This window comes from Halorussus sp. MSC15.2 (assembly GCF_010747475.1).
In the GTDB taxonomy this organism is placed as follows: domain Archaea; phylum Halobacteriota; class Halobacteria; order Halobacteriales; family Haladaptataceae; genus Halorussus.
This window is the reverse complement of record NZ_VSLZ01000001.1, coordinates 891869-913274: the sequence shown is the minus strand read 5'-3', so window position 1 is coordinate 913274 and position 21406 is coordinate 891869. Positions and strand designations below refer to the sequence as shown.

21 protein-coding genes and 1 pseudogene are annotated in these 21406 nt (G+C 66.5%); 7 read left to right on the top strand and 15 right to left on the bottom strand.

Features of this window, described 5'->3' with window-relative positions:
• Positions 1 to 14 precede the first annotated feature (14 nt).
• A complete protein-coding gene (locus tag FXF75_RS04800) occupies positions 15 to 611 on the top strand; it encodes an N-acetyltransferase (RefSeq protein WP_163520367.1) in 597 nt (198 codons plus the stop codon).
• A 402-nt stretch (positions 612 to 1013) separates the two neighbouring features.
• On the opposite strand, the gene FXF75_RS04795 is transcribed toward FXF75_RS04800, so the two are convergent.
• Entirely contained in the window at positions 1014 to 1607 is a 594-nt protein-coding gene (locus FXF75_RS04795) for a transporter (protein WP_163520366.1), read from the bottom strand.
• 156 nt (positions 1608 to 1763) lie between these two features.
• On the opposite strand from FXF75_RS04795, the gene FXF75_RS04790 reads away from it, so the two are divergent.
• The gene (locus FXF75_RS04790) at positions 1764 to 2963 is read left to right on the top strand and encodes an amidohydrolase family protein (protein WP_163520365.1); all 1200 of its coding nucleotides are present in this window, start codon (positions 1764 to 1766) and stop codon (positions 2961 to 2963) included.
• Here the strand turns inward: FXF75_RS04790 and FXF75_RS04785 are convergent.
• The 4 genes from FXF75_RS04785 to FXF75_RS04770 form a co-directional block, all read right to left on the bottom strand.
• The gene (locus FXF75_RS04785; protein WP_163520364.1) at positions 2953 to 3183 is read right to left on the bottom strand and encodes a flagella cluster protein; all 231 of its coding nucleotides are present in this window, start codon (positions 3181 to 3183) and stop codon (positions 2953 to 2955) included. The two genes, FXF75_RS04790 and FXF75_RS04785, sit on opposite strands and share 11 nt — an antisense overlap.
• 16 nt (positions 3184 to 3199) lie before the next feature.
• Positions 3200 to 3796 (bottom strand): GNAT family N-acetyltransferase, encoded by a 597-nt coding sequence (locus FXF75_RS04780; RefSeq protein WP_163521113.1) that lies wholly within the window; start codon positions 3794 to 3796, stop codon positions 3200 to 3202.
• Positions 3797 to 3807: 11 nt separating this feature from the next.
• Entirely contained in the window at positions 3808 to 4413 is a 606-nt protein-coding gene (locus tag FXF75_RS04775) for a GNAT family N-acetyltransferase (protein ID WP_163520363.1), read from the bottom strand.
• 112 nt (positions 4414 to 4525) lie between these two features.
• On the bottom strand, positions 4526 to 5281 hold the full coding sequence (locus FXF75_RS04770; RefSeq protein WP_163520362.1) for a molybdopterin-binding protein: 756 nt from the start codon (positions 5279 to 5281) through the stop codon (positions 4526 to 4528).
• A gap of 108 nt (positions 5282 to 5389) precedes the next feature.
• On the opposite strand from FXF75_RS04770, the gene FXF75_RS04765 reads away from it, so the two are divergent.
• Positions 5390 to 6829: a replication factor C large subunit gene (locus tag FXF75_RS04765; RefSeq protein WP_163520361.1), complete on the top strand. Its 1440-nt coding sequence runs from the start codon at positions 5390 to 5392 to the stop codon at positions 6827 to 6829.
• Between the two features lie 16 nt (positions 6830 to 6845).
• Here FXF75_RS04765 and FXF75_RS04760 read toward each other — a convergent pair whose 3' ends face one another.
• Positions 6846 to 7154 (bottom strand): HalOD1 output domain-containing protein, encoded by a 309-nt coding sequence (locus FXF75_RS04760; protein WP_163520360.1) that lies wholly within the window; start codon positions 7152 to 7154, stop codon positions 6846 to 6848.
• Between the two features lie 234 nt (positions 7155 to 7388).
• On the opposite strand from FXF75_RS04760, the gene FXF75_RS04755 reads away from it, so the two are divergent.
• Entirely contained in the window at positions 7389 to 8447 is a 1059-nt protein-coding gene (locus tag FXF75_RS04755; protein ID WP_163520359.1) for a hypothetical protein, read from the top strand.
• A 72-nt stretch (positions 8448 to 8519) separates the two neighbouring features.
• Positions 8520 to 9155, top strand: coding sequence for a hypothetical protein (locus FXF75_RS04750; RefSeq protein ID WP_163520358.1), 636 nt, complete (start codon positions 8520 to 8522; stop codon positions 9153 to 9155).
• A gap of 57 nt (positions 9156 to 9212) precedes the next feature.
• Here the strand turns inward: FXF75_RS04750 and FXF75_RS04745 are convergent, their stop codons facing one another.
• The 9 genes and pseudogenes from FXF75_RS04745 to FXF75_RS04705 form a co-directional block, all read right to left on the bottom strand.
• Positions 9213 to 10898 carry a Na+/H+ antiporter NhaC family protein gene (locus FXF75_RS04745; RefSeq protein WP_163520357.1) on the bottom strand — a complete coding sequence of 562 codons (1686 nt, stop codon included), beginning with the start codon at positions 10896 to 10898 and terminating at the stop codon, positions 9213 to 9215.
• Between the two features lie 168 nt (positions 10899 to 11066).
• On the bottom strand, positions 11067 to 12047 hold the full coding sequence (locus tag FXF75_RS04740) for an amino acid ABC transporter permease (RefSeq protein WP_163520356.1): 981 nt from the start codon (positions 12045 to 12047) through the stop codon (positions 11067 to 11069).
• Positions 12040 to 12789, bottom strand: a complete 750-nt coding sequence (locus tag FXF75_RS04735) for an amino acid ABC transporter ATP-binding protein (RefSeq protein ID WP_163520355.1) — start codon at positions 12787 to 12789, stop codon at positions 12040 to 12042. Before FXF75_RS04735 ends, FXF75_RS04740 begins: the two co-directional genes overlap by 8 nt.
• A complete protein-coding gene (locus FXF75_RS04730; protein WP_375335518.1) occupies positions 12786 to 13460 on the bottom strand; it encodes an amino acid ABC transporter permease in 675 nt (224 codons plus the stop codon). The genes FXF75_RS04735 and FXF75_RS04730 overlap by 4 nt, the downstream gene beginning before the upstream one ends.
• 4 nt (positions 13461 to 13464) lie before the next feature.
• A pseudogene (locus FXF75_RS04725) lies at positions 13465 to 14275 on the bottom strand (basic amino acid ABC transporter substrate-binding protein).
• A 245-nt stretch (positions 14276 to 14520) separates the two neighbouring features.
• Positions 14521 to 15294, bottom strand: a complete 774-nt coding sequence (locus FXF75_RS04720) for an amino acid ABC transporter ATP-binding protein (protein WP_275897377.1) — start codon at positions 15292 to 15294, stop codon at positions 14521 to 14523.
• A complete protein-coding gene (locus FXF75_RS04715; RefSeq protein ID WP_163520354.1) occupies positions 15291 to 16208 on the bottom strand; it encodes an amino acid ABC transporter permease in 918 nt (305 codons plus the stop codon). The genes FXF75_RS04720 and FXF75_RS04715 overlap by 4 nt, the downstream gene beginning before the upstream one ends.
• 6 nt (positions 16209 to 16214) lie before the next feature.
• Entirely contained in the window at positions 16215 to 17120 is a 906-nt protein-coding gene (locus FXF75_RS04710; protein ID WP_375335528.1) for a basic amino acid ABC transporter substrate-binding protein, read from the bottom strand.
• Between the two features lie 96 nt (positions 17121 to 17216).
• Complete coding sequence (locus tag FXF75_RS04705; RefSeq protein WP_163520352.1) at positions 17217 to 17693, bottom strand: heme A synthase; 477 nt, start codon at positions 17691 to 17693, stop codon at positions 17217 to 17219.
• Between the two features lie 225 nt (positions 17694 to 17918).
• Between FXF75_RS04705 and FXF75_RS04700 the strand changes: the two genes are divergently transcribed.
• Positions 17919 to 19037, top strand: a complete 1119-nt coding sequence (locus FXF75_RS04700; RefSeq protein WP_163520351.1) for a Xaa-Pro peptidase family protein — start codon at positions 17919 to 17921, stop codon at positions 19035 to 19037.
• A gap of 83 nt (positions 19038 to 19120) precedes the next feature.
• Positions 19121 to 21379 (top strand): NADP-dependent malic enzyme, encoded by a 2259-nt coding sequence (locus tag FXF75_RS04695; protein ID WP_163520350.1) that lies wholly within the window; start codon positions 19121 to 19123, stop codon positions 21377 to 21379.
• Positions 21380 to 21406: the final 27 nt, after the last annotated feature.

Here is a 21406-nt window from a genome sequence, read left to right as displayed (position 1 = left end):
GCCAACCGCGGAGTATGACCGACGCCGAGAACGTTCGACTCCGCGAGTACGACCCCGACCGCGACCCCCGCGACCTGTGGGACCTCAAGCGAGGGTTCGAGTTAGGTCTCGGAACCGGCACGGGCGACGACGACAAGCGGGAGACGTACGAGGCGAAACTCACCGAGGAGTACGGCGAGCGATACCTCGATTGGGTGTTCTGGTGTACGAAACACGACCCGCGGTGCGTGACCGTCGCGGCGGTGGAACCCGACCGGACGACCGCCGACGGAGCGACACCCGACGAGGCGAACGCCGACGAAGCCACCGGAGACCGCGCTTCGGAAGAGGGGACACCGGCGCTCGCCGGCTACGTCTTCGTCCTCCCCCAGCAACTGGCGATGATATGGGACGCCGCCGTCCTGAACGAGATTTACGTCCGGCCGGAGTACCGCGGCACCGGCGTCGCGGACGACCTGATGGACGCCGCCGTGGAGTTCGCGGCCGAACAGGACCTGCCGCTGGACCGTCTCGTCCTCGACGTGGACCGCGAGAACGACCGCGCCGCGGCGTTCTACGAGCGACACGGCTTCGAGCACTGGGGAGAAATGGTGGCCCGGAAATTGGAGTAGCCGCGACCACGAATCGGGGTTACTGGCTCTCTATCGAGTTCCCGCACTCGCTACACAGGTTCAGTTGCCACGAGACTGTCTCCACGACTGGCTGTTCCTGTCCGCAGTACTTGCACAACTTCTGCATCGAAAACCAGTTACACGCCCGGCCTTTAGTGATGTGTGAACGTTTTTCATATTATTCCCAAGCGTCCATTCTTCGTCTGCCCTTACTCGTCCTCTCGCGCCCCGTAATCGGCGGCCAGCGATGTTCCTGCTCTGCTTTCCGAGAGGTAGTAGTCGATTAGCTCCGCGGAAGTACTCGCTAACCGAGAACTGTACTCGGCCGACCCGTCGGCGGCCGTGTCCGTCGAAACGACGCCACTCGGAGCGGCGGTTCCGACGCCCGTTCGAGCGTCGCGTTCAATCCAGTAACCCGACAGCGATTCCACCGACTGCGCCGAGGACCATGGGGTAGACCGTGCCCGCGAGCAGAACACCGGTCACCGGGTCGGCCGAGATAGTCGCCTCGGTGGTCCCGATGGCGTGAGTGGTCGCGAACGCCGCCACCGCCGAGAGCGGGAGGTACCCGAGCGCGACGGTGGCACCCGCCGCGGCCCCTTCGGCGAGTCCGCCGCGACGACCGTACGTCGCGACGACGCCCGCGGCGAGCAACAACACGACCGGGAGCGCAAGCGTCAGCGCCGACCCGCCTTCCCGGGTCACGAAGTTCGCCGTGCGGGTCCCGCCGGCGATGGTCGGGAACCGCGTGGCGACGAAGTGGGCGTTCAGGAAGAGCCACGTCACGCCCTTCCACGCCGGAACGCCCTCGCCGCCGAGCAGTCGGGAGACGAACCCGACGCCCCGCAGTGCCTCCGAGACGGCCGCCGACTTCGAGACGTAGACGACCAGATAGCCGAGCAACCACGCTCCGACGCCCGCAGTCGTACCGCGGGCCAGCGTGGCGCGCCCGACGAGTCCGTCGGTCTTCCGTGTCGTCCGCTCTGCCGTGGACATATCCTCGGCGTCCCACCGCCGACGGGAGTATCTTGTGGCCCGCGCCGGCGCGGTTACATTCAGATACTACGGAGTCAGGACGTGGACGGACAGAAACGTGCCACGTGAAACCACTATTCGCGGGATTCAAGAGAGAGGGTCGGAAACGTCCTACAAATGATTCTTCGCAACGTCCGCGTGCTAGACGGGAGGGGCGAACGCTTCGAGGAAGCGTCGCTCCGGTTCGACCCCGAGTCCGGCCGAGTCGGTGCGGTGGGCGAGGCCGACCCCGGAGGCGACGAACCGGTCTACGACCTCTCCGGGAAGACCGTCGTGCCGGGACTGGTGGACGCGCACGTCCACTTCTCGCTGTCCGGCGAGGCCACCGTCGCCGACGTAGTGGCGATGAACGACGCCGAACTGCTGCTGACCGAGGTCGGCAACGCCCGGAAGACCCTCGAATCCGGCGTCACTGGCGTCCGCGCGATGGGCGCACGCGACCTCGACGTCGTCCTCGCCGAGTACGTCGCCAACGGCGAGGTGGCCGGTCCACGCATGACCGCCAACTGCCGGTCCATCACCATCACGGGCGGACACGGCCACCACCTCGGGCAAGAGGTGGACGGACCGACCGAGTGCAGGCGAGCGGTCCGCAAGCAGGTCAAGCGCGGCGCGGAGTTCATCAAGTTCATGGCGACCGGCGGGGTGACGACCCCCGGCACGGACCCCGGCACTCCGGCGTTCACCGACGAGGAGATGGCGGCGCTGGTGGACGAGGCCCACCGCCGCGGCGTCCACGTGGCGGCCCACGCCCACGGCGCGGCGGGCGCGCGGGCCGCCGTCGAGGCGGGCGTGGACACTATCGAACACGGGACGTTCCTCGACGAGGAGACCATCGACCTGCTCGTGGCCGAGGACGTGGTGCTGGTACCGACCCTCTCGGCCCCCTACCACATCGTCCGGAACGCCGACCACGCGACCGACGACGCGCTCCAGAAGACCAACGACGTGTACGAGCGCCACCTCGAATCGTTCGCGGCCGCCGTCGAGGCGGGCGTCGATATCGTCGGCGGGACCGACGCCGGGACGCCGTTCAACTACCACGGCACGAACGCGACCGAACTCTCGTTCATGGTGGAGTACGGGATGGACCCCCACGACGCGCTCGTCGCCATGACCGGCAGGGCGGCGGAAGTCGTCGGACTGGAAGACGCCGGTGTCCTCGAACCCGGAGCCTTCGCGGACTTCCTCGTGCTCGACGACGACCCGCTCGAAGACATCGGCGCGGTTCGCGACCCGAGGACGGTCGTCAAGGGCGGCGACGTCGTCGCGGGCGACGCGTTCGGCGTCGGCGGCGTCGGCGAACTCAGTGGGTGAAGAGGAGAATCCGGTCGGACTCGCGCACGACGCAGAACCGACCGTCGGGCGAGTTGAAACTGTTGTTGCGTTTCTCGGATATCAGCAGGTCCGAGAAGGCGTCGCCGCAGGCCGGGCAGTCGAGAGCCTTCCGGTTCTCCCAGAACTGGGTGTCGCCGGTGTCCTTGCGGAGTTTCAGCGCGTGCCGGTGGTCGTGAACGTCGAAGCGTTCGTCGGTCATGTGCGGTCGGTTCTCGTCAATCCCCCTTCGTCGCTTCGTTCCACTGCTCGCGGGTGACCGTGTAGCGGTGCAGGTCGTCCACCTCGTCGCCCATAGGGACCCAGTTTCGAAGGACGCCGTCGTACTGCCCGCCGAATCGCTCGACGTACTTCTCGATGGCGCGCTCGGACCGCTCGTTGCCCTCGTTGAACCCCGCCGTGGCGAGTTCGAGACCGAGGCGGTCGAAGGTCAGTTCCATCAGGGCATCTGCTCGCTCACCGGAGTAACCCCGGCCCCAGAACGGTCTGCGCAGGACGAGTCCGAGTCGTCCGGTTCGGCGCTCCCACTCGCAGTGGAGATGCGCGGTACCCGCGATTTCCCCCGCACGGGGTTCGGCCTCCGTCGGTCGCACCGCGTACTCCGCGGCGGTGCCCTCCCGCCAGCGTTCCTCGGCGTCGTCGATGCGGTCGTGGGCCTCCTTCGGCGTGTGCCACGGGTCCTGCGGAACGTACTCGAACACCTGCTCGTCGGCGACGCCCGCCGCGAAGCAGTCGTAGAACGCGAGGGTATCGACGTTCTCGTGGCAGAGTCGCTCTAACAGTAGGCGGTCGGTCTCGATTCGCTCCGGGAACAGGCCGCTCTCGCTCACGCTCGGACCCCCTCGTCAGGTTCGCCCGCCGCATCGTACTCCGCGCGCGTGACGGTGTAGCGGTGGGCGTCGGCCGGACCGCCGGGACCGACCCAGTAGTTCCGGAGGCGACCCTCGTGTCTGCCGCCGAACCGCTCGACGAACTTCTCGGTCGCGCGCCGGGAGTTGCGGTTGCCGTGACGGTGGACGATTTCGACCGCTTCGAGGTCGAGGCGGTCGAACGCGACTCCGGCGAGTTCGGCGAACGCCTCGCCGTAGTACCCCCGGCCCCAGTAGGGTTCGCGGAGCCAGATGCCGAGTTCGGCCGTGCGGCGGTCCCAGTCCGGGCAGAGACCGACCGCACCAGCGATGCGGTTGTCCGATTCGGGCCGAACCACGAACTCGGCGTTCTCGCCCGCCTCACGTTGCTCTCCGAGACGGTCGAGGAACTCCGCGGTCTCCTTCGGCGTCTCGTGAGGGTCCCACGGCAGGTACTCGGTCACGGTCTCGATGTCGTCGCCGGAGTTTCCGGAGCAAACGTCGTAGTACGCCAGCACGTCCACGGTCTCAGCCGTCAGCGCGGTCAGTTCCAGTCGGTCGGTCTCGATGCGCTCCGGGAACATGCCGGAATCGTCGGAGGCCTCGATGAAAAGCGTTGTCCGAGAGTGGTACCCGGTGACACTCCCGGGCCGTCGGTCGGGACGGTCGCCTCGGTCGTCGGTCAGGATTGACACCTCAATCGTCGGCGTCGGACTCGGGCGGGTCGGTGGTCTCGACGTGGTCCCGAAGCCAGTCCGTCGCGGCCGCGACCGTCTCGGCGTCGGTTCCGGTCACCTTCAGTCGGCCGGGCGTCGAACCGACGCCGGGATAGCTCCCGACCGACGCGTCGAAGCGCTCGCGGACCTCGCTCAGGCGGTCGCCGAGCGCGCCCTCCGGTTCGGGGGTGTAGAGCGTCCGGGAGACCACGTCGCCGCCGAACTCCTCGGCCACCAGTTCGAACATCGCTTTCATCTCCTCGGGGATGCCCGGAAGGACGTAGACGTTCTCGACGACGCAACCGGGTGCCCACCCGGCGTCGGTGGCCAGCGCCCGACACCCATCGGGGAGCGACGCCGCGGCGTCGAGGTCCAGTTCGAGGTCGTACTCCTCGGTCATCTCGGGGTTCTCCTCGCGGAACTGCCGGGCCTTCTCCTCGAGGCGGGCGCGCTCGTCGCGGTCCACGGCGAGGTCCCGGTCGAGACCGTCGGCGACCCCCTCCATCGTCACGTCGTCGGGCGTCCCGCCGATGCCTCCGGTGACGACGACCGCGTCGAACGCCGCGGCCCACTCCCGGACGGTCTCGGCGATGACCGCGCGGTCGTCCGGGACCGTCAGAATCCGGCGGACGCTCCCGCCGCGCTCGTCGATGCGGTCGGCCAGCCACGACGCGTTCGTGTTCACGGTGTCCCCCGCGAGTATCTCGTCCCCGACCGACAGGACGGCGATTTCCATGCCGGAGTGGTGGGCCGTGGTGAACTTATCCGTGTCGGCGTGGCCCCGGCGACCGAACGGAGTGGCTCTCCGCAACCACTAAACACCGCTCGCACCTACCTCCCTCCAATGACCGACTGGACCGAGAAGTATCGGCCCTCCTCCCTCTCCGAGATTCGCGGGAACAACAAGGCCCGCGACCAGTTGCGCGAGTGGGCCGAGACGTGGGACGACCACCGCGACACCGTCATCGTCCACGGCAGTCCGGGCGTGGGCAAGACCTCCGCCGCCCACGCGCTGGCCAACGACATGGGCTGGCCGACCATCGAGTTGAACGCCAGCGACACCCGGACCGCGGACGTCGTCGAGAAGTTGGCGGGCGGGGCCGCCCAAAATCAGGCGCTCACCGGGAGCGCCGACGGGCGGCAACTCGTCATCATGGACGAAGCCGACAACCTCCACGGCAACGTCGATAGGGGCGGGTCGAAGGCCATCACCGACGTCGTCAAGGACGCCGGACAGCCGATGGTGCTCATCGCCAACGAGTTCTACGACATGTCGAAGACGCTCCGGAACAACTGCGAGACCATCGAGTTCCGGGACGTCTACGCCCGCTCCATCGTGCCCGCGCTCCGCCACATCTGCAAGGAGGAGGGCATCGAGTACGAGAAGGCGGCGCTCCGGGCCATCGCGGATAAGAACGACGGCGACCTCCGGTCGGCGGTCAACGACCTGCAGGCAATCGCCGAGACCAGCGAGCGACTCACCGAGGAGGACGTGAACGTCACCGGCGAGCGCGACCGGACCAGCGGTATCTTCGAGTTCCTCGACGCGGTGTTCAAAGAGGAGGACCCCCAGAGCGCGCTGCAGGAGTCCTACGACGTGGACGAGACCCCCGACGACCTGCTGAACTGGGTCGAGGACAACGTGCCGAAAGACTACGAGGGGGCGGAACTCGCCACCGCCTACGACTTCCTCTCGAACGCCGACAAGTGGCTCGGCCGGGTCCGGGCCACGCAGGACTACTCGATGTGGCGCTACGCCACCGACAACATCGCGGCCGGGGTCGCGGCGTCTCGCGACGGCGAGAAGGGCGGCCGAACCCGGTACGGCCCGCCGAGTTACTGGCGAAAGCTCGGGAGTTCGAAGGCCAACCGGCGCAAGCGCGACTACGTCGCCCGGAAGATAGCCGAGACCGAGGGCGTGAGCATGTCCACCGCTCGCCGGGAGATGATGCCGTTCCTCGCGGCGATGACCCACCACTGCAAGAACCGCGAGATGACCGTCGCGATGACCGCGAAGTACGACCTCGACGCCGAACACGTCGCGTTCGTCACCGGGTCGGGCAAGGACACGAACAAGGTCCAGAACATCGTGGAGGAGGCCCAGACCCTCCGCGAGAAGGCGGCCGTGGAACACTCCGGGGGCGCGTTCGAGGGCAGTTTCGGGTCCCAGCGCGGCGACGACGCCGACGCGAACGAGGACTCGGGCGGGCAGGCCGACGACTCGGCGGCCGAAGCCAGCGGGGACGACGGCGACGACGGTCAGGCCGGACTGACCGACTTCTGAAACTGATTCCGAACGACTACCGGGGCGGCCACACCAGTATCTCGCCGTCGCCCCGGACGGTCACGTCGTGTCCCTCGTACTGGAACGTGATACTCGTCTCCGTCTCCCGGTCGCGCATCGAGGCGACGAACTCGTGGAGCGCGTCGGGGTCCATGTACTCGTAGAGGGGCGCGAGTTCGGTCACCGAGGCGTCGGTCGCCCGCGAAATCGCGCAGGTTATCGCCGAGTCCAGTGTCTCGGTACCCGACCAGTCGGCCTGCACGCGCAGGGGTGTCTCGCTCTCGTACTCCACCGCATCGACCGTGTGCGTTTCCGTCTTCGACATGCTATCTCGCCGATTCGTAGGAGGGCGGACAGGTGCTTCAAGCCCCCAAACGCTGAAAGCCGATTACTGGGCCTGAGGACGGGTTGTGGTCGAGTTAATCCGAGTTAAACGCCGCAACTCGGCCCTAACCCGAGTAACCAGCCCGTACCGGAAAGAAATCGGCCGTGGAACCACCCTCGTCGCCCTAAAAACGACGCAACCCCTTTTTCCTTGCGCGTCGGACGTACGTGACGAATGGGGGCACGACAGTTCGTAGCGCTGCTCGTCGCGGTTCTCTGTCTCTCGACCGCAGTCGGCACACCCGCCGTCGGTACGTCCGCAGTCGGCACGTCCGCGGGTGAGACGGCGAGCGCGGCCGACGCGAGGGCGACTGCGGACGCGTCGCCCCAGTCACAGGTGCAACAGGTCACCCCCGACACCGTCGTCCTCGACGTCCGGGTGGCCGAGAACGGGACCGCGACGTGGCAGGTCGTCTACCGCACCCGCCTCGACGACCCCGAGACGGCGTCGGCGTTCCGGGGGTACAAAGCCGACATCGAGGAGAACTCGACCAAGTACAGCCAGCAGTTCGTCGCCCGGATGAACAGCACGATTCACAGCGCCGAGCAGTCCACCGGTCGGGAGATGACGGGAACGAACTACTCGGTCCGGGCCGAAATCCGGGAGTTCCCCCAGCGATACGGCGTGGTGGTCTACTCGTTCCGGTGGCACGGGTTCGCCGCCGTCTCGGACGACCGCCTCCGCGTCGGCGACTCGCTGTCTGGACTCATCCTCAACGAGAAGACGCGACTGCTCGTCAAGTGGCCCGAAGGCTACGAGGCCACGACGATTCAACCCAAGCCCGAGACCGGGTACGAGAAGCGCGAGCGAGCGGTCGTCTGGAGCGGTCCCATCGAGTTCGCGGGCAACGAACCCCGAATCGTCCTCGCCGCGCCCGGCGCGGGCGGACCGGACGTCCCGTGGACGACCGTGGCGGCGGTGGCTGGCGCAGTGGCGGTCCTCGCCGCGCTCGCCGGGGTCGGCTGGTGGTTCTACCGGAACCGCGACGAGCGCGCCGACGAACCCGCCGACGAACCCCCGGAAGACCTGCTAAGCAACGAGGAGCGCGTCCTCCGCCTGCTCGAACGCCGGGGCGGCCGCGTCAAGCAGAAGGCGGTCGTGGACGAACTCGGCTGGACCGAGGCGAAGACGAGTCAGGTCGTCGGGAGCCTCCGCGAGCAGGGCAAGATAGAGAGCTTCAGGCTCGGTAGGGAGAACGTACTCGCGCTGGCCCAAGAGCAACACAAGTCCTGATACGCCTTAATTCGGGTAAATTCGGGTTCAGTAACGGCGGCTTATTGGTCGTCTGGCCCGTGGAAACGACCGATGAAACCCACCTTCGTCCTGCTACTCGCCGGCGTCGCCCTGCTCGGTGCGACGGGAGCGGTCGCGGCCGACGCCGGCGGGAGCCAGTCGACGTGGCCCCACGACGACACGACGACCAACGAGAGCAACGCCACTACGGTCTCGCCGGGCCAGCAACTCGCCGGCGCTGTCGGCGCACAGGGAGCGGCCCTCCAAGGCGAACTCTGGAACCGAACGCTCGCGGACCGACTGGCGAACGCGACCACCCCCGCCGAGCGAGCGGCGGTCGTCGCCGACGAGACCGAGACGCTCAAATCGTATCTGGACGCGCTCACCGGCGTCCGGGGGAACCTCACCGACGCGTGGGCCGACGGCGAACTCTCCGAAGGCGAGTACCGGACCTCGCTGGCGGAGTTCGTCGTTCGGGCGCGAATCGTCGAACTCCGTGCTAACCAGACCGCGCGGGCGGCGACGAACCTCTCGGTGGCGGTGCGCGAACGGAACGGCGTCAACGTGACCCACGTCCGGAACGTGAGCGAGCAGGCCCACGAACTCTACCAGTTCGAGGGTCCCATCGGCAGGGAAGTCGTCAACGAGACCCTGACAAACGAGAGCGTGCGGAGTCCGATGCCGAAACTCGGCGAGCGTTCGGCGTAGGCCGCAGTAGCGCCGGTTCGGTCCCGTAGCCGTCCCGAAAAGAGACGGCGCGAGGTCTCAGTACGGGATGACCTCGAAGCCCTGCGGGAGGACGTACCCGAACAGGACGAACAGCACCGCCGCGATGGTCGCGGTGATGACCGCGTACGGAATCTGGGTCCGGACGTGGACGAGGTGGTCGCTCCCGCTGGTCGAGGACGCGAGGACGGTGGTGTCACTGATGGGCGAGGAGTGGTCGCCGAAGATACCGCCGCTGAACACCGCCCCGAGGACGAGCGGCAGGTTCGCGCCGGTCGTGAACGCCACGGGGATGGCGATGGGGAACATGATGCCGTAGGTGGACCACGAACTCCCGTCGGCGAAACTGATGCCCGCGGTGGCGAAGAACAGCAACACGGGGACGAGTCCGGCCGGGACGCCCCGGAACCAGTCGGTGACGAACCCGGAGATGCCGAGGACGGTGACGCTGTTCTGGATGGACGACGCCAGCGTCAGGATGAGCGCCGCGAGGAAGATACCCTTGAACCCGCGGACCATCGCGTCGGTCGCCTCGTCGTTGCTCGGGATGTCCCCGCGCAGGCGGTAGAGGACCGCCGCGACCACGAGCGCCGCGGTGGCCGCCAGACCGAGTTTGACGCCGCCGATGTTGAACGCCCACGGTCCCGCGGGCGGAATCAACAACTGGTAGTCGCCGAGCGCGAACAGGAGGTTCGAGGTCTCGCCGGGAACGGTGACGACGGGACTGCCGCGCCAGAACATCGCGCCGAGACCGACCAGAATCATGGTAGCGACCGGGACGGCGAAGTTGCGCCAGTCGGGGTCGGCGGCCGGCGACATCTCGTACTCGTCTATCTCCTCGGATATCATGGGGTCTTGGTCCGGGCCGACGACGCCGCCGCCAGACCGGGCGCGCGACTCCTCGCGCCCCATGCCGAAGATGTTGGGGAAGACCTGCCACGCGACGAGACCCGCGAGGACGAGCGCTATCCACGAGTAGAAGCCGAAGAAGAGGCTGTTGAAGAACAGCGGCCAGATTTCGGCGGTCACGGCGCTGGCGCTCTCGCCGGTCCCCTGCACGAACCCGCCCATGTTCTCGGGGAGGACGTTCTGACGCTGGGCCTCGGTGAGACCGCCGCCGATGAAGCCGATGAGCGCCGCGCCCCACGTCGAGTAGAACGCGAGGCGGGCGGCCGGACTCCCCGCCGAGTCCACGTAGTAGGCCAACTTCGCCCGCGAGACGTCGTACTTGTCCGTCAGCGGGCGCATCATCGACCCGACCACCAAGCAGTTGAAGTAGTCGTCGATGTGGACGGCGACTCCGGCGATGTAGGCCGCCTTCTCGGCGTCCGCCGGGGAATCGGCCCGTTCGGCGAGGGCCTCCAGCACGCCCTGAATCGCCCCGGCCCGAATCATCAGGCCAATCATCCCGCCGATGGCGAAGATGGCGAGCAGGACGTTCTCGACGTACCACGCGTCGCTGAACAGCGGCGCGGTCGCCACGAGCGTCGGAATCAACTTGAGACCGAACAGCGCACCGAGCGCGTTGCCTACGGGCGTCCCGACGAGGTCGGGGGGAACCCCGACCGCGTCCGCGCCAGGCCGTAACGCGCCGTAAATCGGCCCGGTACTCGCTACGCCGACGAACAGCCCGATGAGGGCGTCTCGGGTCGTCCACGCCAACGAGATTGCGAGGATGGCGGGGACGAGCGACCACACACCAGCGTCGATACTTTCGAGTGCCATGCGTTACCCCGTGATTATTACTGTCTATTAGAAGTTCCGTCCTCGCCATTCTTCATCGACGGGTAATTTCACGCTCGTTGACCGGCCGGAAACGGGAAATTGAAAATCGGCAATCGGAATCTCGTCGGTCGGTCCGGTTACGGAAACAGGGTCCACCGGACCGAGTCGTTACCGGTCCCGGCCCTCGACGTTGCCGATGCCGGGGATGGCGAACCGCCGTTCCACCGCCGACATCACCTTCGACGCCGAGAGGACGAGACCGAGGTAGAGCAGCGCGGCGAACGCGTACATCGTGGTGAACTCGAACGTCTCCGACGCGATGGCGTCGGCGCGCTCGAACAGTTCGGGCACGGTGATGAACGCCGCCAGCGACGAGTACTTGATGAGGTAGACCAGTTCGTTCGACCAGCCCGGGATGGCGTAGCGAAGCCCCTGCGGCAGAACGACGTATCGAATTCCCGCGAGTTTCGACATCCCGACGGCGCGGGCCGCGGTCAACTGTCCGGAATCGACGCCCTCGATGGCCGCCCGGATGTACTCCGACTGGTAGGCCGAGCCGTTGATGGTGAAGCCGATGATGGCGACCCAGACGGCCTGCCCGGGGACGATGCCGACGCCGACGAGGGGGAGTTCGCGTATCCACGCCGACAGCCCCATACCGTAGTAGAGGACGAACAGTTGGGCCAGCAGCGGCGTCCCGCGGATGAGTTCGGTGTACCCGAGCGAGAGCCACGCCGTCTTCTCGCCGTAGACACGCGCGACCGCGAGCGGAACGGCGATGACGAACCCCAACGCGATGGTGGTGACGGTCAGTACGACGGTCAGCCACGCTCCCTCCGCCAACGCGGGCAGCGCCGACGCGCCGGTCGCGACGAACGAGAACAACCCAGCGACCTGCGAGAGCGGCCAGCCGAGGACGCCGAGCGCGTCGGCCGTCGCCGACAGCGAACTGGCGACTCCGGCGAACGTCTCGGCGGGAATTAGCGACTGGCCGCGCGGAACGACGGTCCCGCCGAGCAGCAGGTCGTTGACCCACCGGAAGACGAGCCATCCCCAGAACAGCGCCGCGGCCGCGACGCCGAGCCACTGGCGGAGTCCGTACGAGCGCCAGCGCGGGGCCGCCGTCGCGCGGCGAGTGACGTCACTCATGGTCGCCGTGGACCTCGTCGAGGCGACCGAGGAACTCCTCGGTCCGCGCCTTCTCGGGGTTCTCGAACAACTGTTCCGGCGGACCGCGCTCGACGATATTACCCTCTTCGAGGAAGGTGACGGTGCTGGCCGCCGACCGAGCGAACCCCATCTCGTGGGTCACGACCAGCATCGTCATCCCGCGCTCGACCAGTTCGCGCATCACGCCGACCACCTCGCCGATGAGTTCGGGGTCGAGCGCGCTGGTCGGTTCGTCGAACAGCATCAGTTTGGGGTCCATCGCCAGCGCACGGGCGATGCCGACCCGCTGTTTCTGGCCGCCCGAGAGTTCGGCCGGGTAGGAGTCGGCCTGCGGTGCGAGTCCGACCATATCGAGGTGTTCGTCGGCAACGCTCCGCGCTTCCTCCTTGGAGAGACCCTTGACTCGCCGGAGACCGAGCGTGATGTTCTTGCGGGCGGTCAGGTGCGCGAACAGGTTGAAGTCCTGAAACACCATCCCGACGTCTCGCCGAAGTTCGTTCACGTCCGCGTCGGGACCCGTCGTACTGTCCCCGTCGAGGTAGATGTCGCCGGAGTCGTACTCCGTGAGGCGATTGACGCACCGCAAGAGCGTGGACTTCCCGCTCCCGCTCGGGCCGACGACGACTTCGACGTCGCCCCGGTCCATTTCGAAGCTCACGTCTCGGAGGACGCGTTCGTCACCGTAACTCTTCGAGAGATTCTCGACGCGTAGCAGACTCATGTGGAATCACCAGTGGGAATCGCGAAGACGTTGCCGACGTAATCCAACGTCCGGTTCGTGGCGAACGTCAGCACGAAGTACACCGCGCTGGCGAACAGGATGACCTCCAGCACGGCGTTCGTGTTCTGAACGAACAGGTCGTTACTTCGGGTCAGCAGTTCGGAGAGACCGATAGCGAACGCGACGCTCGTGTCCTTGAGAACGATAGTGAACTCGTTCTGGAACCCCGGAATCGACCGGCGGAGCGCCTGCGGGACGACGACGTGACGAATCGCCTCGAATCGGGACATCCCGACGGCGCGAGCGGCCTCCATCTGGCCCTCGTCGATGCTCTGAATCGCACCCCGGAATATCTGGGACTGGTAGGCCCCGCTCCGCAGTCCGAGACCGAGGACGGCCGCGACGAAGGCGCTCTCGATGGGCGTGCCGAAGTAGGCGAACAGCAGGATGACGACGATGGGCGTGCCCCGGAGGACGACGCCGACGTTCTCGACCGCGCCGCTGGCGTACCGGCCGCCGTACACCTCGACGGTCCCCGCCGGGAATCCGGCGAGGAAGCCGAGCAGGATACTGGCGGCCGTCAGCGCGATAGTCAGCACTATCCCGCCGAACAGGTACGGCAGGTTCTCGACGACGAACGTCCAGTCGGCCGACAGTAGCGGAGTCAACACGGCTCTACGAGTCGCTGAACCACTTGTTACGGATTTCGGCGTACTTGCCGCTATCGCGAACGGCCTTGAGACCGGTGTTGAGGGCCTTCTGAACCTCGCTGTCGCCCTGACGCACGCCGAAGCCGTACTGTTCGCCGGTCTCGTAGGTGAACGCGATGGAGACGTCGCGTTCACTCTGGAACGTCTTGGCGACCGGCTTGTCGATGACGATGGCGTCGATGTTGCCGTTCACGAGGTCCTCGACCGCGAGCACGTAGCTTCCGTAGGAGTTGTAGTTCGACTCGTTCAGTTTGCCCTTCGCGATGAGTTCGTCCTTGATGATGCCCTCGCCCGTGGTTCCCTTCTGGGCACCGATGGGATGACCCGAGAAGTCGTCGAGTTTCGAGGGCGAGAAGTCGCCGCCCTTGCGCACGAGAATCGACTGGTCGGCGCTGTAGTAGGGGTTCGAGAAGTCGATTTTCTTGTCGCGCTTCTCGTTGATGGTCATCGCGCCCGCGATGACGTCGATTTTCTCGCTACTGAGTGCGGGCATGAGTCCCTTGAACTCGAACTCCTCCCATCCCGACAGCGTGTACTCGCTCTCGGAGACGACGGCTTCGAGAAGGTCGATGTCGAAGCCGACGAGTTCGCCGCCCTGCTTCATCTCGAACGGGGGGGAACCCGGGCGCGGTACCGGCGGTCAGTTTCTTGCCGCCGCTGGAACCGGTGATGCTACCGATACATCCCGCGGTTCCAGTCAGGCCTGCGACACTGCTCGCACCGACGACCTTCACGTAGGTACGACGGTCCATGTCGACGGAAGTTCTGCGTTCCATACTGCCATAGGAGGGAGACTACTCTTTTGAACCTTTCCCACCCATTTTACCACTCGAACTTGCAAAAAACGGCTCCCGTCCCGTAATTTCCCCGATAAAAGTAGGTTATTTGTCACTATTTTCAACGCCTCGGTCGAAGAACTCGACGCGGCGGGCGACGAGTTACGGCCACGGGCGACGCGGCCAGTTGCCGGTGAGGACCGGCGGGTCGCCGGAGTGCCGACCTAAATCGGCGGGAGCGACCGCTACAGCACTCGCTGGAGAAACCGCTTGGCTCGGTCGGTCTCGGGATGGTCGAAGAACTCGTCGGGAGGCCCCTCCTCGACGATGCGGCCCTCCGACATCAGCACCACCCGGTCGCCGACCTCCCGGGCGAACCCCATCTCGTGGGTCACGACCAGCATCGTCATCCCCTCCTCGGCGAGACCCCGCATGACGCCCAACACCTCGCCGACGAGTTCGGGGTCGAGCGCGCTCGTCACCTCGTCGAACAGCATCACGTCGGGGTCCATCGCCAGCGCACGGGCGATGGCGACGCGCTGCTTCTGGCCGCCCGACAACTCGGCGGGGAACGAGTCCAGTTGGTCGCCGAGACCGACCTCCCCGAGCAGGTCCTCGCCGCGTTGGCGGGCGTCGGCCTTCGAGAGACCGCGGACCCGAACCGGTGCGAGCGTGACGTTCTGCAGCGACGTCTTGTGCGGGAAGAGGTTGAAGTGCTGGAACACCATCCCGACCTTCTGACGGAGCCGATTCACGTCCACGCCGGGCGCGGTGATGGCCTCCCCCGCGATGCGAACCTCGCCGTCCTGAATCTCTTCGAGTCGGTTGACACAGCGCAGGAGCGTGGACTTCCCGCTCCCGCTCGGGCCGACGATGACCACGACCTCCTGTTCCTCGACCGCGAGGTCGATGTCCTTGAGGACGTGGGCGCTCCCGAAGAACTTGTCCACGCCGTCGAACTCGACCATCGGTTGACCGGCCGCGAGGTCGTCGGTCGTCACCTCGTCCGTGTCGCTCATCGGCGCTCACCCCACCCGAACCGCTCGCGCAGTCCGCCGGACGCCTCGTCGTCGTCGCCGGTCCCCCACTCGGCGCGGTCTTCGAGGTACTGGACGGTCCGCATCAGCGGGAGCGTGATGGCGAGGTACGTCACCGCGACGAGGACGATGGGCGTCCACGCGTCGAACTGGTTCGAGTTTATCTCCCGGAACACGGTGATTATCTCGGGGAACGCGATGACTGTCAGCAGCGACGTGTCCTTGACCAGAATGACTTGGTCGTTACCGATAGCCGCCAGCGCGTTGCGCCACGCCTGTGGCAGGATTATCTCCCGCATCGAATCGACGTACGACATCCCGAGCGACCGGGCGGCCTCCATCTGCCCCTCCGGGACCGCGTTGATGCCGCCCTTCACCGCCTCGCCGACGTACGCGGCGTGGTTCAGCGTCAGCGCGACGACCGCCGTGATGAACGTCCAGTCCACGACGAAGACCGCCGGAGCCACGACGTACCCCTCCGAAATCGGGAACTCCCCCGGCGGCCACAGCGACGGGATGCCGAGGTAGATGATGAACAACTGGAAGAGGAGCGGCGTCCCCCTGAAGAACTGGACGTACGCGGTGGCGATGGAGTGCGTAATCGAGGTGCGTGACACCCGGCCCAGTCCCACGAACACCCCGGCGGTAACCGCGAGGACGCTGGAGATGACGACCACTATCACCACGCGGACGAACGCGACGACGAACCGGGGCACCACCGAGAACAGCAGGTCGTAGTTCACGTACTCCAACAGGATGAGCGCGATGAATCCGAGGATGACCGCGGTGAACACGAGCGCCACCGCCATCCCGGCCAACTTGACGCGCTCGTCGGTCAGGAGTCCCTCGTCGGCCGCGGCTTCGCCACTGCGCTCCTCGGCGTACGTCTCCGCCATCTGGGATTACCCGCCGTTGGTGGTCGTGTCGGTCGCGTTACCGGCGGTCCCGTCGGCCGTGGTCGTCCCCGGTGCCGGGCGTGCACGCGAGAGTATCGCCTGCGGCGGTTCGCCGGTGAAGTACTCCTTGTAAATCTCCGCGTACTGACCGCTCCCGATGACCGCGTTCAGTGCTTCGTTGACCCGCTGGCGGAACTCGTCGTCGTCCTCCCGGAACGCGATGCCGTACCGTTCGACCGTCAGCGTGAGGTAGGGCGGCGCGTTCTCGAACTCCTGGGCCGCCTGTCCCTCCCCTTCGAGCATCACGATGCTGTCGCGCTCGTCCGCGTACTGCAGATTCACGGCGTTGTCGTTGATGACCGCGACGGCCTGGTTGTTCAGGAGCGCGTTGAACGCCCCGGGTATCTGGTCGTAGCTGTCGATGTTGAGGTCGCCGCCGAACCGCTTCTTGAGTTGCTGGGCGGCCGCCTCGCCGGTGGTGCCCTTCTGGACGGCCACCGTCTTCCCCTTCAGGTCCTCGACGCTCTGGATGTCGCTCCCCTTCAGTATCGCCACCGTCTGGTAGGCGATGAAGTACGGCTCCGAGAAATCGACCTGCTGGTCGCGCTGCTCGTTGATAGTCATCGCCGACATGATGATGCGGAAGTTCCCGTTGTTCAGACTCGGGATGATGGTGTCGAATCCGGTCTGGACGAACTCGTAGTCCCGGTCCATCTGCCCCTGAAAGATGGCCTCCGCGAGGTCCACGTCGAAGCCCGTCAAATCGCCGCTCTGCGTCCGATACTCGAACGGTTTGTACGGGATGTCCGACCCGATGCGAACGACTCCCTCGTCCTGCGCTCCGGCGAGTCCTCCCAGAGAGAGACCGCCGACGATTCCTGCACTCCCCTTGACAAACGACCGCCTGTCGATGTCCATGTGTTTTCCCCCAAGTTCACGACTACACGATACTACATAACGTTGGCTCGAAACGTCCGAATTCGGAGAACAGAGCCGCTAAAATGAGCGTCAGTCGTCGGTCGGATAACCGGTCGTCGAGTCGGCCCCGCGAGCGTCGGGCGCGCGCTCGGCCTCGTAGGACCACAGCGTCGTCGCCAGAAGCGCACCGAAGATTATCAGCGCGGCCGTGTGGTGAGCGACCTGCACGAGCGGCGTGTAGACGAAGACCGTCGCACCGCCGAGGACGACCTGAATCGGCGTGACCGCCAGCGCGAGGGTCGCCGCGCCGCGGATGCGCTTCTCGCCGGTGTACTTCCACGACCCGACGGCGGTGCCGAGGATGAAGAACCCGGTTATCATCGCTATCAGGCGGTGGAACCACTCGACGAAACTCGGGAACGTCTGCGGAATCAGGCCGCCGTCACAGAACGGCCACTGGGCCGAACAGGACAATCCCGCGCCCATCGCGGCGGTGTAGACGCCGAGCAGGATGAGCGCGAACGTCAGACCGGTCGTGACGGCCGCGAGGTGTCGGAACCGGACCATCAGCGGGCACCTCCCGACGAGCGTCTGAGTGTGTGGGTTTGCACGGTTGGAACTCCCCTTAGCGGTGCTTTCGGCCGGTCGCACTTAGGTCTGTTCGACTGCGCCTCGGCGATTCGACGCGAGACGGCGTTCGACCCCGAGAGGCAGTCGGCGACGCGAGAACGGACCGTCCCGCGAACTACCGAATCCACCTGCTTCAAGGCCGTCGGCGACGACCGACCAGACATGACCAAACAGGAGCGCCTCGACGCCTACCTCGCGGAGAACGACCTCGAAGCAGTCTGGTTCGCCCGGCCGAACTCGTTCGCGTGGTTGACCGGCGGGAGCAACGTCGTGGACCGCGAGGGCGACGCGGGAGTCGCCGCGGTGGGCTACGACGGCGACGGACTCGAAGTCGTGACGAACAACATCGAGGCCGACCGCCTCCGCGACGAGGAACTCCCCGAGGACGTTCCGGTCACCGAGTTCGACTGGTACCGCCAGTCGCTGGGCGAAGCGGTCGCGGACCGCAGTCCCGACCCCGCCGCGGCGGACTTCGACGCGCCCGGCCTGCAGTCGGTTGACGCCTCGCCGCTTCGGCAACCGCTCACCGACGAGGACGTCGAGAACTACCGGGAACTCGGTCGGGAGACCGCCGAGGCGGTCGAAGCGGTCTGCCGGGAACTCCAACCCGGCGACACGGAGTCGGAGGTGGCCTCCGCGCTCCGGGTCGCGCTCTCGGCCCGCGGCATCGAGGCCCCCGTGGCGCTGGTCGGCGGTTCCGAACGCGCCGGAAAGTACCGCCACTACACGCCGACCGACGCCGAACTTGGCGAGTACGCGCTGGTCTCGGTCACGGCCGAGCGCCACGGACTCCACGCCAGCACGACCCGGACCGTCGCGTTCGAGTCGGAGATGGACGACGCCGACCTCAACGAACTCGGCGAGCGCCACCACGCCGCCCGCATCGTGGCGGTGACCGCGCTCGGCGCGACACAGGCGATATCCGGCCTGTCGGGCGACCCGACCGGCGTCTTTCAGGCGATTCAGGCCGCCTACGAACACCTCGGTCACGCCGACGAGTGGGAGCGCCACCATCAGGGCGGCGCGGCCGGGTTCGCGGGCCGAGAGTGGATAGCCGCGCCCGAGATGGCCGAGTCGGCCGAAGTCACGACGCCCATGGCCTACGCGTGGAACCCGACCGTGCAGGGCGCGAAGAGCGAGGACACCGTGCTGGTAACCGAAGATGGGTTCGAGGTGCTGACCGACACCGGGCGGTGGCCCACGACCGCCGTGGACGCCTACGACTACGACGCCGTGATAGAGTGTCCCGACGTGCTCGTGCAGGAAGACGAGGGGGAGTGACCCCGGACGGAGTTCGTCATCTGTCGAACCGCGATTCGACGGCTTCGGATACTTTTATATCGGCGGGTACGATTCTTCGGTCTATGGGACTAGACGAAGATTCACTCGACTATCACCGCGAGGAACCGCCCGGGAAGATAGAGATTTCGACGACCAAGCCGACGAACACCCAGCGCGACCTGAGTCTGGCGTACTCGCCGGGCGTGGCCGCGCCCTGCCGCGCCATCGACGAGAACCCCGAAGACGCCTACAAGTACACGGCGAAGGGCAACCTCGTGGGCGTCGTCTCGAACGGGAGCGCGGTCCTCGGACTGGGTGACATCGGCGCGCAAGCGTCCAAGCCCGTGATGGAGGGCAAGGGGGTCCTCTTCAAGCGCTTCGCGGACATCGACGTGTTCGACATCGAGTTGGACCAAGAGGACGCCGAGGAGATAATCCGGACGACCAAGGCGATGGAACCCACCTTCGGAGGCATCAATCTGGAGGACATCAAGGCTCCGGAGTGTTTCCAAATCGAGGAGACGCTCCGCGAGGAGATGGACATCCCGGTGTTCCACGACGACCAGCACGGCACCGCCATCATCTCCGGGGCGGCCCTGCTGAACGCCACCGAGATAAACGGCAAGGACATCGAGGACCTGAAAATCGTCTTCTCGGGCGCGGGCGCGTCGGCCATCGCCAGCGCGCGGTTCTACGTCTCGCTGGGCGCGCGCAAGGAGAACATCATCATGTGTGACTCCTCGGGCATCATCACCGAGGACCGGGCAGAACACGGTGACGTCAACGAGTACAAGGCCCAGTTCGCCCGCGACGTCCCCGAAGGCGACCTCTCCGACGCGATGGAGGGCGCGGACGTGTTCGTCGGTCTCTCGGTCGCAGGCATCGTCTCGCAGGAGATGGTCCGGTCGATGGCCGACGACCCCGTCATCTTCGCCATGGCGAACCCTGACCCCGAAATCGGCTACGAGGAGGCCAAGGAGGCCCGCGACGACAAGGTCATCATGGCGACCGGGCGCTCGGACTACCCGAACATGGTCAACAACGTCCTCGGGTTCCCGTTCATCTTCCGGGGCGCGCTCGACGTTCGCGCGACCGAAATCAACGAGGAGATGAAAGTCGCCGCCGCGGAGGCGCTCGCGGACCTCGCCAAGCAGGACGTGCCCGACGCCGTGGTCAAGGCCTACGGCGACCAACCGCTCCAGTTCGGGCCGGAGTACATCATCCCGAAACCGCTGGACCCCCGCGTCCTCTTCGAGGTCGCTCCCGCGGTCGCCGAGGCCGCGATGGAGTCGGGCGTCGCCCGCAGCGAACTCGACACCGAGCAGTACGTCGAGACGCTCGAAGCGCGCCTCGGAAAGTCCCGCGAGATGATGCGCGTCGTCCTCAACAAGGCCAAGTCCGACCCCAAGCGCGTGGCGCTGGCCGAGGGCGACGACGAGAAGATGATTCGGGCGGCCTACCAGATGCAGGAGGAGGGCATCGCCAACCCCGTCCTCATCGGCGACAGCGAGTCCATCGAAGCCACCGCGGCCGACCTCGGTCTCGACTTCGACCCGGAAATCGCCGACCCCGCGAACGGTGACTACGACGAGTACGCCGAGCGCCTCTACGAACTCCGGCGGCGCAAGGGTATCACCGAGAGCGAGGCCGCCGACCTCGTGCGCAAGGACAGCAACTACTTCGGGAGCGTGATGGTCGAGCAGGGCGACGCCGACGCGATGTTGACGGGTCTCACCCACCACTACCCCTCGGCGCTCCGACCGCCCCTGCAGGTCATCGGCACGGCCGACGACGCCGACTACGCCGCGGGCGTCTACATGCTCACGTTCAAGAACCGGGTCGTCTTCTGCGCGGACGCCACGGTCAATCAGGACCCCGACGAGGACGTGCTGGCCGAAATCACCCGCCACACCGCGGAACTCGCCCGCCGGTTCAACGTCGAACCGCGCGCGGCGATGCTGTCGTACTCGAACTTCGGGAGCGTGGACAACGAGGGCACGCGCAAGCCCCGCAGAGCCGCCAAGCAGCTCCGCGCGGACCCCGAGGTCAACTTCCCGGTGGACGGCGAGATGCAGGCCGACACCGCTGTCGTCGAGGACATCCTGAACGGCACCTACGAGTTCTCGGAACTCGACGACCCCGCGAACCTGCTGGTCTTCCCGAACCTCGAAGCCGGGAACATCGGCTACAAACTCCTCCAGCGACTCGGCGGCGCGGACGCCATCGGCCCGATGCTGGTCGGCATGGACAAACCGGTCCACGTCATCCAGCGCGGCGACGAAGTCAAGGACATCGTGAATCTGGCGGGCGTCGCGGTCGTGGACGCCCAGCAGAACGAGTAAGACCTCACTTTCACGCCCCGTTTCTTC

Bases quoted from the DNA above. Each gene is read 5' to 3' on its own strand.
- FXF75_RS04800 (WP_163520367.1), top strand. From the start codon at position 15: ATGACCGACGCCGAGAACGTTCGACTCCGCGAGTACGACCCCGACCGC.
- FXF75_RS04795 (WP_163520366.1), bottom strand. From the start codon at position 1,607: ATGTCCACGGCAGAGCGGACGACACGGAAGACCGACGGACTCGTCGGG.
- FXF75_RS04790 (WP_163520365.1), top strand. From the start codon at position 1,764: ATGATTCTTCGCAACGTCCGCGTGCTAGACGGGAGGGGCGAACGCTTC.
- FXF75_RS04785 (WP_163520364.1), bottom strand. From the start codon at position 3,183: ATGACCGACGAACGCTTCGACGTTCACGACCACCGGCACGCGCTGAAA.
- FXF75_RS04775 (WP_163520363.1), bottom strand. From the start codon at position 4,413: ATGTTCCCGGAGCGCATCGAGACCGACCGACTGGAACTGACCGCGCTG.
- FXF75_RS04770 (WP_163520362.1), bottom strand. From the start codon at position 5,281: ATGGAAATCGCCGTCCTGTCGGTCGGGGACGAGATACTCGCGGGGGAC.
- FXF75_RS04765 (WP_163520361.1), top strand. From the start codon at position 5,390: ATGACCGACTGGACCGAGAAGTATCGGCCCTCCTCCCTCTCCGAGATT.
- FXF75_RS04760 (WP_163520360.1), bottom strand. From the start codon at position 7,154: ATGTCGAAGACGGAAACGCACACGGTCGATGCGGTGGAGTACGAGAGC.
- FXF75_RS04755 (WP_163520359.1), top strand. From the start codon at position 7,389: ATGGGGGCACGACAGTTCGTAGCGCTGCTCGTCGCGGTTCTCTGTCTC.
- FXF75_RS04750 (WP_163520358.1), top strand. From the start codon at position 8,520: ATGAAACCCACCTTCGTCCTGCTACTCGCCGGCGTCGCCCTGCTCGGT.
- FXF75_RS04745 (WP_163520357.1), bottom strand. From the start codon at position 10,898: ATGGCACTCGAAAGTATCGACGCTGGTGTGTGGTCGCTCGTCCCCGCC.
- FXF75_RS04740 (WP_163520356.1), bottom strand. From the start codon at position 12,047: ATGAGTGACGTCACTCGCCGCGCGACGGCGGCCCCGCGCTGGCGCTCG.
- FXF75_RS04735 (WP_163520355.1), bottom strand. From the start codon at position 12,789: ATGAGTCTGCTACGCGTCGAGAATCTCTCGAAGAGTTACGGTGACGAA.
- FXF75_RS04720 (WP_275897377.1), bottom strand. From the start codon at position 15,294: ATGAGCGACACGGACGAGGTGACGACCGACGACCTCGCGGCCGGTCAA.
- FXF75_RS04715 (WP_163520354.1), bottom strand. From the start codon at position 16,208: ATGGCGGAGACGTACGCCGAGGAGCGCAGTGGCGAAGCCGCGGCCGAC.
- FXF75_RS04705 (WP_163520352.1), bottom strand. From the start codon at position 17,693: ATGGTCCGGTTCCGACACCTCGCGGCCGTCACGACCGGTCTGACGTTC.
- FXF75_RS04700 (WP_163520351.1), top strand. From the start codon at position 17,919: ATGACCAAACAGGAGCGCCTCGACGCCTACCTCGCGGAGAACGACCTC.
- FXF75_RS04695 (WP_163520350.1), top strand. From the start codon at position 19,121: ATGGGACTAGACGAAGATTCACTCGACTATCACCGCGAGGAACCGCCC.